Origin of the sequence: Psychrobacter sp. Choline-02u-9 (assembly GCF_002836505.1) — a bacterium.
Classification (GTDB): domain Bacteria; phylum Pseudomonadota; class Gammaproteobacteria; order Pseudomonadales; family Moraxellaceae; genus Psychrobacter.
Genome location: NZ_PJBF01000043.1, coordinates 1 through 12,311 on the forward strand (window position 1 = coordinate 1; position 12,311 = coordinate 12,311).

The window sequence follows — 12,311 nt, forward strand, 5'->3', positions numbered from 1 at the left end:
ATTGAACCTCTTAGATAAAGTAAAAATCTAAAATTTAGTTATTATAGCTATAGGATAAAAAAATCACCCACAAGCAGCTACTGCCTGTGAGTGATATATAGTAACAGAAGATATATCCTCAGTTGTGAGCTTAGTGGTCGACCGCACCGCCAGCGCCACGTGGAGAACGTACGCTCTCAACCAGCTCTTGAATATGTGCTGGTGGTGGCGCAGTAGCATAAGATACAGCGAATGCTACGATGAAGTTAAGCAATGCACCAACTGCACCAAATGATAGTGGTGAGATACCAAATAACCAGTACTCTTCAGTATCAGGGAAGTTCGCTGTACCACTGATGAAGAACCAACCTTTGAACATAAAGATATAGACAAGAACGACTATTAAACCAGTCAACATACCTGCAATAGCGCCAAGATTGTTGATGCGTTTAGAGAAAATACCCATCATTAACACAGGGAACAATGAAGAGGCAGCAATACCGAAGGCCAGTGCTACGACCTGTGCGGCAAACCCTGGCGGATTCATACCTAAGTAAGTTGCTACTACAATCGCCACACCCATAGTGATACGAGCATATTTTAGCTCTTGTTTATCAGTGATATTTGGGTTTAAGTTACGTTTGATCAAGTCATGACTGATGGCTGATGAAATTGCGAGCAGTAGGCCTGCAGCGGTTGATAGTGCTGCTGCCAAACCACCTGCAGCAATCAGACCAATAACCCATGGTGGAAGCTGTGCAATTTCTGGATTCGCTAGAACTAAGATATCAGCGTTAACATCAAGCTCGTTACCTGCCCATCCAGCGTTAGCAAAACGACCATCAAGCTCTGCATCATGTGCAATACGAGCGGTTTCTACCGCTGCAGTTGCTGCAGCAACATCGCCACCGTCAGTTTGAGCAGTATTGAGGGCGATCTGAGCAGCACCTAACCCACTATCACTGTACAACTGAATACGACCATCATTGTTTAGATCGTTATACTTGATAAGACCTGTTTCTTCCCATGTCATCATCCAGTCTGGACGTTGATCATATTCTAGAGGCGCTTCTGCAACCCCTTGTGGGTAAACGGTGTCAATTAGGTTTAGACGAGCCATAGCACCTACTGCTGGAGCAGTAAAGTATAGTAGCGAGATAAATACCAGTGTCCAACCTGCTGTCCAACGTGCATCAGCCACTTTAGGTACAGTGAAAAAACGAATGATAACGTGTGGTAGACCTGCTGTACCGATCATTAGCGTCAAGGTAAATAGCACCATGTTTAGCTTGTTAGGAACATCAGCCGTATAAGAGGCAAATCCTAAGTCAGTCACAACTTGGTTAAGCTTAGTCAAAATAGGGACACCTGACTCGACATGGTTTGAAAACAAACCAAGGCCTGGAATCGGGTTACCGGTCAACTCAAGTGAAATAAAGACAGCAGGAATAGTATAGGCAATCATCAGAACCACATACTGTGCAACCTGCGTATAGGTAATCCCTTTCATACCACCAAGTACGGCATAGAAGAAGACAACAATAGCCGCAATGATAAGACCAGTACTACTCTCAACTTCTAAGAAGCGCGAGAATGCAACACCAGCACCGGTCATCTGACCGATAACGTAAGTGGTCGATGCGGTAATCAAACAGACCACAGCAATCATAGCAGCCGTTTTTGAGTAAAAACGATCGCCGATAAAATCAGGAACCGTGAACTTACCGAACTTACGTAAATAAGGCGCTAAAAGCATCGCTAGCAGAACGTAACCGCCAGTCCAACCCATCAAATAGGTAGAAGCGCCATAACCACTAGCAGCAATAAGACCTGCCATTGAGATAAATGACGCCGCACTCATCCAGTCAGCAGCTGTTGCCATACCGTTAACGACCGGATGGACACCACCACCAGCAACATAAAATTCACTGGTTGAACCAGCACGAGCCCAAATCGCGATACCGAAATAGAGAGCGAAGGATAGACCCACAAAAATAAGATTAATTACAAATTGACTCATGGGGCTATTCCTCGTCTACGCCATATTGTTTGTCTAACTTATTCATACGCCAAGCGTAAAAGAAAATTAGGATGATAAATATACCAATGGATCCTTGCTGAGCAAACCAAAAGCCCAGATCAGTACCACCGATTTTGATACCAGCTAACAATGGACGAAACAAGATACCAAAGCCATATGAGCATAGCGCCCAAACAACCAAGCTGCCGAGAATGAGACGAATATTGGCGCGCCAATATCCAGATGGATCGTTGTGGTTTTCCATAGGACAACTCCTTTTGTCTTACCTAAAAAATATCAACCATATAAAAAGAACTGCGATTATTTCTTACCACGAAAAGTATAAAAAATAGTCAGGTACTGCTTTATATAGTGAAAACGATGATGCGTGATAGTACGTTTAATGCTCGGTAATTCTCTACTTCAAATAAAAGTAGTTAACTATTTAAGCATCGTATTGACCTAAACCATCGAATGGCAAAAATAACGTTTCTTGAGGAAGACAGAAGGGTGGACTATCCAGTGTCTTTTTAACAATCTCGTCTTCCTGACAAGAGTTTTAATCTTTTTAACGCGCTAACCTATTGTACAGCTTGATAGCTTCTTGTACTGCTTAATAGTTTCGATAACCGTAAAACAGGCTAAACGGATATAGAATTTATATTAGCACGGTTTAATAAATATAATTGCAAACTACTGCGCATGAGTAATAATTAAATTACTAACAATTAGTTTGTTTGGCATTCATTAAAAAACCTAACGTTACGCAAATGGTACGGCAACCGTGTAATTTGTGCGATTAAATTATCACTTAATCTATTCTATATAAGCTGAAACATAAGCATTATTTATTTTAAAAATAATTATATGAAATCGATAAGTAAACGTGATGGTCACATGTCGCTCAATATCTATATCATGCACGTGTCTTTTTGGTATCAGGTATTTTGCGCAGAGCTTTCTATAGTCCATAGCAATCAAAATATGATATCGATATGAAATTTAAGTAACGCGTATAAAGAATTAATAAGGAGCCCATATGAACGAAGGGATAGTAGGTTGGTTTAATAACATCGTAAATTATGGTGTCGGTATTATCTGGGGTAACAATGACTGGCTAATTGCTAGTAACCCTTGGTATGGATTACTGATGTTCTTACTAATTGGTGCGGGTCTTTACTTTACCGTTGTGACACGTTTTATTCAGTTTCGTCATTTTGGTCATATGTGGAAGTTGCTACGCGTGTCCAACCAAGGACGCAAAGATGGTGGTATTAGCTCGTTTGAAGCATTGATGACGTCACTGGCAGCGCGTGTTGGTACTGGTAACTTGGCAGGTGTGGCAATTGCCATCTATTTGGGTGGACCAGGTGCTGTATTCTGGATGTGGATGACGGCACTGGTCGGTATGTCGACCAGCTTTATCGAGTCAACCTTAGCACAGGCCTACAAAGTACCGCACAATGATAATGTGTACCGCGGTGGCCCAGCTTATTACATCGAAAAAGGTTTAGGCAAACGCTGGCTCGCTGTGTTTTTCTCATTATGTTTGTTAGTGGCCTTTGGTTTGGCATTCAATGGCGTACAATCCAACACCATCGCTCAAGCGACCAATGAAGCCTTTGGTGTGCCAACGTGGATGACAGGTTTGGTACTGGTAGTACTGGTAGCGCCAGTGGTATTCGGTGGTTTGCGCTCAGTAGCTCGTATCGCGGGTAAAATCGTACCAGTGATGGCTATCTTGTACATCCTGCTAGCGCTATTCATTATCGTGACTAACTTCAGCCAGTTCCCAGCAGCGATCGCGTTGATTGTAAAATCAGCATTTGGCTTTGAGCAAGCGGCAGGCGGTGTCATCGGTTATGGTATTGCGCAGGCAATGATTAACGGTATCAAACGTGGTTTGTTCTCTAACGAAGCAGGTATGGGTTCAGCGCCGAATGCTGCAGCAACGGCAAAGAGTCATCCTGATCATCCAGCAGTGCAGGGTTTTATGCAGATGCTAGGTGTATTTATGGATACCCTTATCATTTGTACCGCGACGGCGTCGATTATTATCTTGTCTGGTGTGGTCGATCCTAATATCGAGCAAGAAGGTATTCAGTTAACTCAGCTAGCTTTATCACAGTATGTCGGTGACCTAGGTGTGGTGTTTGTGGCGATTGCGATTTTCTTCTTCTCATTTACGTCTATCATCGCCAACTACAGCTACGGTGAGTCAAATCTTGAGTTTATCTCTGGTGCCAAAAACGCCAAAGTGATGATCATGATTTTCCGCTTCCTAGTATTAGGTATGGTATTTATTGGCTCTGTTGCTAGCCTACCTGCTATATGGAACTTCGCTGACTTATCTATGGGTCTAATGGCCTTGGTCAACTTAGTGGCTATTTTGCTCTTGTCTCCTGTTGCGTTAAGAATACTACGTGACTATGAGCGTCAGGTAAAAGAGGGTAAAACAGGCGATCAGATTAAGTTTGATCCTGATAACTTTGTAAAACTCAGAGATGAAGCCAACCGTGACGCTTGGACAGACTAAGTAGCATTGATTGGTAAAAGTTGCTTGTTCTAAGCATTAAAAAACCGCCTTTCTCTTACGAAGAGAAGGGCGGTTTTTATTGGAGCGCAGTTTTAATGATATTAACTGTACCAGCTCAAATCAGAATTATCCTGATTTACATGTTTGGATAGTTAGGACCACCGCCACCTTCTGGCGTTACCCAGGTGATGTTCTGTGAAGGGTCTTTGATATCACAGGTCTTACAATGCACACAGTTCTGCGCATTGATGACAAACTTAGCGCCTTCAGCGTCTTTGACCACTTCGTATACACCCGCTGGGCAGTATAAACGTGCAGGCTCAGCGTACAACGGTAAGTTGATTGAAATAGGTACCGTTGGATCAGTAAGTTTTAGATGCGTTGGCTGATCTTCTGCATGGTTGGTGTTAGAGATAAATACCGACGACAATTTATCAAATACTAACTTACCATCAGGCTTAAGATAGGTTGGTTGATAAGCATGATTAGCACGCTCCAACTGATCGTAATCTGGGATATTGTCATGTAAAGTGAATGGCATTTTACCTTTTAGCAAGTTGTGCTCGATAAAGGTGAAAGCGCCGCCCATGAACAGACCCATACGGTGAATCGCAGGTGAGAAGTTGCGCGACTCATAGTTATCTTGATACAACCATGACTCTTTGTACATTGTGCTATAAGCAACCACTTCATCATGCTGACGGTCAGCTTGCAGCGCCTCAAAAATAGCTTCGGCTGCGAGCATACCTGACTTCATCGAGGTATGCGTGCCTTTGATTTTTGCTGGGTTTAAGAAACCAGCGTCATCACCTACCAACACGCCACCCGGGAAGGTGAACTTCGGTAATGAGTTTAGACCACCTTTGGTCAACGCACGTGCACCGTAAGAAATACGCTTACCGCCTTCTAAAACATTTTTGATAACAGGGTGCGTTTTCAAGCGCTGCATTTCATCAAATGGAGACATGTAAGGATTGTGGTAAGACAAATCAGCCACAAGACCAAAGCTTACTTGATTGTTTTCATCAAAGTATAACCACCAGCCACCAGTAGAGCCAGTTTCAGTCAATGGCCAGCCAAGACCATGCATAACAACGCCTTGCTCATGCTTTTCAGGCTCAACTTCCCATAGCTCTTTTAGACCGATACCATAATGCTGAGGATCAGAGTCTTTATCTAGATCAAAACGGCTGATTAAGCGTTTGCCTAAATGCCCACGGCTACCTTCGGCAAAAATAGTATATTTGGCAAGGAGCTCATAACCAGGCTCAAAACTTGGCTTGGCTTCACCATTGGCGGCCACACCCATATCACCCGTTAACACACCTCTGACCGAACCGTCGTCATTGTATAAGATGTCATCGGCAGGGAAGCCTGGGAACATCATAACTTCAAGCTCTTCTGCCTGTACGGCTAACCAACGAACGACATTACCTAGCGAGACAATATAGTTGCCGTCGTTATGCATCGGACCTGGAATCAAAGAGTCAGGCACTTTAGTTGAGCGTGTGGCAGAGTTCAAATAATAGAAACGATCTTCTGTCGCTGGCACGTTAAGCGGTGCGCCTTTTTCTTTCCAGTCAGGGATTAGCTCATTTAGAGCGCGTGGCTCGATGACTGCGCCAGACAACGTATGGGCACCAAACTCAGAGCCTTTTTCGACCACACAAACCATAAACTCATCATTACCAGCTTCAATAGCGAGCTGGCGCAAACGTATGGCAGCAGACAGACCTGCAGGTCCACCACCAACGATGATGACATCGAACTCCATTGATTCGCGTTCGACTTCAGGTTCCGCGGCAACTGGCGCTACGACTGGTTCTGCTTTATCTAGCGTTGCGGTCTCTGTCGCTACTGGTGCGTCAGCATTCACAGTATTACCATCGATAACTGGCGTTTGATTGTCTTGCTCTTGCATACCTACTCCTAAACTTTTAGTGGCTTATCTCAGGGCATCATTAGCTTAACAACTGAATAATAGACTTGCGGCGCTAACGTCACTCAGACATATGGCTGCCCGATAAAACTGTCTTTGCGGCATCAATTGACCCGTCATGGTTAATACCAATTTATCTAAGGATATCAACGCATAACGTAAGATGTGTCATCAATACAACACCCACTTGACCATTTCAATAAAAAATCGTTACTCATTATAAAAGAAAAGTCCTACAAACACGATACGCATTTATGAGTATCGATGCTAAGGTAATGTTAAGAAAATGAGGTTGTTATAACGATAAAGTTTCATCATACCTGAAACAAAAATTTATAGTAATAATAGATAAGCCAAACTTTGAATACTAAATAAAGGAATTAATAATGAATAACGATAATAACAGCACTGAAGACAGCAATGAAAGAATAGCGGAAGCCCCGATCAGTAAGACTTCTAGCCTAGATAGCTTAGATAATTTGGATGCACTAAGCCAGTATATTAAGTCTACGAAAGGCACTCGCGAAGGGCGTGCGATACCACCACTTGAAAAATGGCATCCTGAAGATATTGCTGATATGGATTTGACTATCAAGGCAAACGGAGAGTGGTGGCATGAAGGCGGTCAAATGACCCGTGAGTCATTGGTCAGCTTGTTTGCCACGATACTATGGAAAGAAGAAAATAATGGCACTACTGAGTACTTTTTAAAGACCCCTGTACAGAAAATCCGTATCCAAGTTGAAGATGCACCACTTCTTATTAATGATGTCGGTATTGTCAATGAAGATGATATGAGTTGGTTGGAGTTTACAACGACGACAGGAGATGTGGTTCGCTTAGACGATGAGCATTCGATTGTATTAAAGGCGTATAATTCTAATAAGAGCGATTCTAATGACAGCGACTTTAATAACAGTGACTTTAGTGAAAGCGACTTTCATAACAGTGATACAGCGAATCAATTGAGTACCGCTGACGATGTTGCAGATTCTCAAGAATTAGCATCTACAGAACAAGTACGCCCATACATGATGGTCAGAAATGGATTGACTGCGCTTATCGGCCGCAATACTTTTTATCACCTGACTGAAATTGGAGCATTATCAGAAGACAATGGTAATACGATATTAACATTACAGAGTGGTGGCCAATCTTACTCATTATCGATGCCTACTGAGTAAGTATTATGTCTATCTATTAATTGCTGTATGCCGATGAGTGCTATAATTTTATAATGTCGCTTGATTATCTATTGGGTTGAAAAATTATTATTGTATAAAGGTAGTCGATAGACAGCCGACGTAGAGTAACGTCATACACGCAACATATATAGCGCATTTAAGCATTTAACTGAGTAATGAAATTGATGAATAATATGATAATGGCATTAGCATAAATATGGATATCAAAAACCAGACAGTCGGAAAGCTCAGACCGTGTGTCGATATATCTGTTGACCAGAGTCTCAAAGCTATTGATCTAGTAGATGTCAATAAACATGCTGGTAACACAGTTGTAAGCGATAAAAACCGTAGCGCGCCCATTGGCGTGTTTGATTCTGGTGTTGGCGGTTTGTCTGTTTATTTGCATTTAGCACAGCAGCTGCCTACTGAGCGTTATGTATATTACGCCGATACGCTGAACGTACCTTATGGCAATCGCGACAGCGAAGATATTGAAGCATTAACACTAAAAGCCGTAGAGTGGTTACATAAGCAAGGCTGTAAGCTGATTGTTATTGCTTGCAACAGTGCTTCAGCATATGCGCTAGATACCGCCCGACGCTGTTATCCACATATACCTATTGTGGGTCTTGTCCCTGCATTAAAGCCTGCGGTATTGGCGAGTAAGAGTGGTCATGTAGCGGTGCTAGCAACCAAAGCGACTTTGAATGGCACCTTATTAAATGATGTTATTGTCAATTTTGCTAAACCTAATAATACAGTAGTCACTAAGTATTTTGATCCGCAACTGGTACCTTGGGTAGAAGCAGGTATGTCAGAACAAGACGAGACAGCCGAAAGATTACGTCAACAGATACGAGTATTTGCTGATGAAGGTGTCGATCAGTTAGTATTGGGATGTACACATTATCCGTTTTTTAAGACATTCTTGTTAGATGAGATTGCACAGCAGCAGCTACCAATACAAGTCATTGATTCTGGTCAAGCGATTGCTGAACGGGTTAGACAGCTATTGATTGCAAACAACTTGTCTGCATCATTGATGAGTGAAAAACGAGAAAATCTGTCACAAAAAACCAGTAATAAAAATACCATTACTAGACCGCCATTAACTTTTCACGCCACTAAATATAGTGATAGACTATGCGCTTTAGTTGAGCGCTTACTCGGTACGGAAATGGCACTGCAATACTACTCTCACTAGTTATTATCAAAGCTAGTGATATCAATACGCTGTATGCAACGCTGACTCAGTTAAAATAAATTGAGTGCATCTTTTCAAGCTAAGAGTATGCTAGGCTGAGCAAGACAAGATTTTTGTGTTCTATCTCACACCTTATCCTTTTTATGTCACGACCTACGCTTAGAGGTAATTGTGCCGAATCGTCGCTATCATATTCATATTATATGCGCTGACAATGACCAGTTGTTGGTTCTAGACAGCTTAGCGATATTTTTTCAGGCGCGCGCATTTCTGACCTATGATGTTTCTAGTAAATTATCTAAAGCCTCTTTTTATGGGCGTCAGTGTATTGACTCTTGTGATTATGCAGTCATGATCGTTGGCGACAGCTACGGGACTGTGCAAAAAAACGGTGTTAGCCAGATGCATTTAAGTTATCTAAATGCCAAAGCGAAGCTTAAGCCGCTAATTGTGCTGGTCAAAAACCATTCTCCAGACGCCGACATCAGCCGACAACTTCAAGAGTTTATTAAGTTAGTCACCAAGCAAGATAACCAGCTACATTACTATGATACGGAAGAAGATATTGAGCCATTGCTAGTACAGGCTCATTATAATGCCGTCGCCAATAATAAAATGATAGGTGGCTGGGTCAGAGCGAATGATGAAGAGGATACTACTAGTAAAAAGGTCGTGTATGAGAAGCCAGTCGATGTATTACCTAGTACTACCGAGGTAGAGAAAAACAGTCCTGATGAAGAAGACTTTATATCGGATAAGGTTAGTGAGCCAATTGAGTTAACGGAGTTTTTTGAGATTCAATATAGTGCTCAGGCTTATGAGGGTGGCAATCTAACGGACGTAACCAGATCACTCACACTCTCGTGGCACGAGATACTCATGACACTCATGAGAATACCGTCTACTTTTTCGAGCTATGGCTTGCAAAATGCCATCAATCGTTTGATTACCGCTAAAGCGGAAGTAGACATTAAAAAAGAGATGCCAAACGTTCATGCTGTCTCACGCTGCCAAATCTCTCAAGCTGATATCAATAATTTGCAACGTAAGCTAGTCAGTGCAAATTGGATACAACTAATGACTTATGGTACGCGAGTATCACAAGAGCTTTGGAAGCTTACCTTCTACGCAAAAAACCTACTGCAAAGTCATACCTCAAATACGAATAAACAAGACTAGTAATTATTATTCGCTAGCGCGTTCAAAAATAGTCATCTAAAACGTCCATTTTGGCATCACGACTACGTTTTGTAATACAAAGCATACGTGCAATGCTTGTGAATCTTCCTCAGACCCGTAATAATAAAGTCAGTTAGTTAGCAGTATTAACAGCGTTAACTATTTTAGAATGAGAACTATAATATTAATAATTAGGGAGAGCGTACGATGAGCAATGCTAAAAATGACGAGTTAAAAAGAGAGATTGATGGTCTAGAAAAGTCCATGCATGATGCTGATCAGTTTCATACGTTAGAAGAGCAAGTAGCAGATATGAAACGCCGCGGTATAGATCCTAGCAAGGCCTACAAAGATTTAGACAGTAAAGCGGAAGATGAAGATTGGGGCGATGCGACTTGGAAAGAAAATGGTAAGTGGGAGCCAAAAACGGCTGCCGATCTAGATGACAAAGCTCGTGAAAATTGGAATGGCGACAATGGTCAACCTAAGCCACCACCTATTGTTTAGACAGGTATTTTAAGAAAATGAGATAAGTTCTATTAATAACTATATATAAATAAGAAAGCCACGCTATCGTTAGCGTGGCTTTTTTGATGCGTCTAAATAGCGTTATTTATATTGCTACTATGAACCTTGGTCTATACGAACAAGTTTGATAGTACCATCGGCATCAGTAACGCGGCGATAACGTATATTGCTAGAAGTTGAGGAGCTCACTGATGGCTGAGATGAGTAGCTACTAGGAGCAGTCGTTTGCTGCTGAATTAATTGTCCCATGCGATCGGCAGGTGCAGGATTCAGGGGCTGGCTGTTTGCAGGCTGGCCGTATTGAGTTTGACTCGGCGCTGCATTGCCAACGATGGCGCGATAGAATTTTTGACCTGCGCGTCCGTCAGCTGGGAAAATACCGCGACTAGTCTGGTATTGCTGGATAGCAGTACGAGTATTGTCTCCGATGATGCCATCTACACCGCCGATATCATAACCTGCGTTTAACAACGCTTGCTGAATGTCTTTGGCCTGCTGGCGGCTGATACCAGGATCGTCGGTCGGCCAAGCAGTGATAAAGTCTGTTTTGCTGCTGTCTTCGCGAGTGATTAGATCTGATAAGTGTGCGATAGCCAGCGCGTAGTTCTCTGAGGCATTATAAGAGTAGAAAGTGTCAAAGTTTTTACCGACCAAGAAAGCAGGGCCTTCCATTCCAGCAGGTAATAATAAGCCTGCACTGCTCAAGTCATATGGTAACGGACTGCCATTAGCCAATGTCAGACCTTGTTCACGCCAGTGGCTTATCGATTTTTTGTCTTTGCGATTAGATGCGGCCCAAAATCCATCAGGTAGTTTGACTTCATAGCCCCAAGGCTCGCCAGTACGATAGCCACGATTATCCAAGAAGTTTGCTGTAGAAGCGAGTGCATCAGGTACGCTATTGACCAAGTCACGACGACCGTCACCATCGAAATCTACTGCCAATTCTAAAAAGGTGCTTGGCATAAACTGCGTCTGTCCAAAGGCACCTGCCCATGAGCCTGTCATATCATTTGGTGCGATATCACCGTTTTGCACGATTTTTAGCGCATTGGCGTACTCACCTTGAAAGTAGCTTTGACGACGATCGAAACAAGATAAGGTCGCTAAAGACTCAAATAATGGCTTTTTACCTAGCGTTTGACCAAAGTTAGACTCTACGCCCCAGACACCGAGCACATGCTCAGCTTTTACGCCATAACGCGATTCGATTTGACGTAGGGTAGAGCCCCATTGACGCTTGGCTCGGATACCGTCCTCGACACGCTCTTTGTCTACCAATGCTGATAAGTAGTCCCAGACATCTTTTTGAAACTCTGGCTGGTAGTTGAGTGACTGAATGACACTAGGATCAGGCTGGCTTGGGCGATAGTTATTAAAAGTATAGCTATCAACACCGCTAAATTTGCTAGAGTTTTTTAGATTGTCTAAGCACTGTTGAAACTCGCTATTGGATAAATCAGGTGCTGGCGGCTGCGCGGCTTGAGCAGTAGTAGCAAGGCTGATGCCGACAGCAACACTAAGCAGCGACAAAGTAGAAAAAGGAGTCAAACGCATGAAAATATCCTATAAACGTTAAAATAGTTATCGAAAGGCAAAAAATGATATTAACGTAGAGTAACCAATCTAAACAGTAAAGAAAAGCTGTCGAAGTACCAAGGTTATAAATGGTTACGATAAATTGACGCTGCCGTGAGATTAGAAGAGGATTTCATAAAGCTGAAAATGCAAAGCGTTAA

General features: G+C 42.5%; 9 protein-coding genes. 5 read left to right on the top strand and 4 right to left on the bottom strand.

Annotated features, from left to right (window positions below):
• Positions 1–130 precede the first annotated feature (130 nt).
• Together CXF69_RS04615 and CXF69_RS04620 are read right to left on the bottom strand one after the other, a co-directional pair.
• Positions 131–1,999 (bottom strand): sodium:solute symporter family protein, encoded by a 1,869-nt coding sequence (locus CXF69_RS04615; RefSeq protein ID WP_101205297.1) that lies wholly within the window; start codon positions 1,997–1,999, stop codon positions 131–133.
• A 4-nt stretch (positions 2,000–2,003) separates the two neighbouring features.
• Positions 2,004–2,264, bottom strand: coding sequence for a DUF4212 domain-containing protein (locus CXF69_RS04620; protein WP_101205298.1), 261 nt, complete (start codon positions 2,262–2,264; stop codon positions 2,004–2,006).
• A 774-nt stretch (positions 2,265–3,038) separates the two neighbouring features.
• Here CXF69_RS04620 and CXF69_RS04625 point away from each other — a divergent pair.
• Positions 3,039–4,535 (top strand): alanine/glycine:cation symporter family protein, encoded by a 1,497-nt coding sequence (locus tag CXF69_RS04625; protein WP_101205299.1) that lies wholly within the window; start codon positions 3,039–3,041, stop codon positions 4,533–4,535.
• A gap of 136 nt (positions 4,536–4,671) precedes the next feature.
• On the opposite strand, the gene CXF69_RS04630 is transcribed toward CXF69_RS04625, so the two are convergent.
• The gene (locus CXF69_RS04630; protein ID WP_057762658.1) at positions 4,672–6,309 is read right to left on the bottom strand and encodes an electron transfer flavoprotein-ubiquinone oxidoreductase; all 1,638 of its coding nucleotides are present in this window, start codon (positions 6,307–6,309) and stop codon (positions 4,672–4,674) included.
• Positions 6,310–6,860: 551 nt separating this feature from the next.
• Here CXF69_RS04630 and CXF69_RS04635 point away from each other — a divergent pair.
• From CXF69_RS04635 to CXF69_RS04650, 4 genes are all read left to right on the top strand, one after another.
• Positions 6,861–7,658: a DUF1285 domain-containing protein gene (locus CXF69_RS04635; RefSeq protein WP_102078181.1), complete on the top strand. Its 798-nt coding sequence runs from the start codon at positions 6,861–6,863 to the stop codon at positions 7,656–7,658.
• A 217-nt stretch (positions 7,659–7,875) separates the two neighbouring features.
• Positions 7,876–8,865, top strand: a complete 990-nt coding sequence (murI, locus tag CXF69_RS04640; protein ID WP_102078182.1) for a glutamate racemase — start codon at positions 7,876–7,878, stop codon at positions 8,863–8,865.
• Between the two features lie 171 nt (positions 8,866–9,036).
• Positions 9,037–10,044, top strand: coding sequence for a DUF4062 domain-containing protein (locus CXF69_RS04645; RefSeq protein ID WP_102078183.1), 1,008 nt, complete (start codon positions 9,037–9,039; stop codon positions 10,042–10,044).
• Between the two features lie 207 nt (positions 10,045–10,251).
• Complete coding sequence (locus tag CXF69_RS04650) at positions 10,252–10,551, top strand: hypothetical protein (RefSeq protein WP_057761845.1); 300 nt, start codon at positions 10,252–10,254, stop codon at positions 10,549–10,551.
• A gap of 117 nt (positions 10,552–10,668) precedes the next feature.
• On the opposite strand, the gene CXF69_RS04655 is transcribed toward CXF69_RS04650, so the two are convergent.
• A complete protein-coding gene (locus CXF69_RS04655) occupies positions 10,669–12,129 on the bottom strand; it encodes a lytic murein transglycosylase (protein ID WP_101205303.1) in 1,461 nt (486 codons plus the stop codon).
• Positions 12,130–12,311: the final 182 nt, after the last annotated feature.

Coding starts and splice junctions, on each gene's coding strand:
- murI (WP_102078182.1), top strand. CDS start 7,876: ATGGATATCAAAAACCAGACAGTCGGAAAGCTCAGACCGTGTGTCGAT.
- CXF69_RS04615 (WP_101205297.1), bottom strand. CDS start 1,999: ATGAGTCAATTTGTAATTAATCTTATTTTTGTGGGTCTATCCTTCGCT.
- CXF69_RS04635 (WP_102078181.1), top strand. CDS start 6,861: ATGAATAACGATAATAACAGCACTGAAGACAGCAATGAAAGAATAGCG.
- CXF69_RS04630 (WP_057762658.1), bottom strand. CDS start 6,309: ATGGAGTTCGATGTCATCATCGTTGGTGGTGGACCTGCAGGTCTGTCT.
- CXF69_RS04650 (WP_057761845.1), top strand. CDS start 10,252: ATGAGCAATGCTAAAAATGACGAGTTAAAAAGAGAGATTGATGGTCTA.
- CXF69_RS04655 (WP_101205303.1), bottom strand. CDS start 12,129: ATGCGTTTGACTCCTTTTTCTACTTTGTCGCTGCTTAGTGTTGCTGTC.
- CXF69_RS04620 (WP_101205298.1), bottom strand. CDS start 2,264: ATGGAAAACCACAACGATCCATCTGGATATTGGCGCGCCAATATTCGT.
- CXF69_RS04625 (WP_101205299.1), top strand. CDS start 3,039: ATGAACGAAGGGATAGTAGGTTGGTTTAATAACATCGTAAATTATGGT.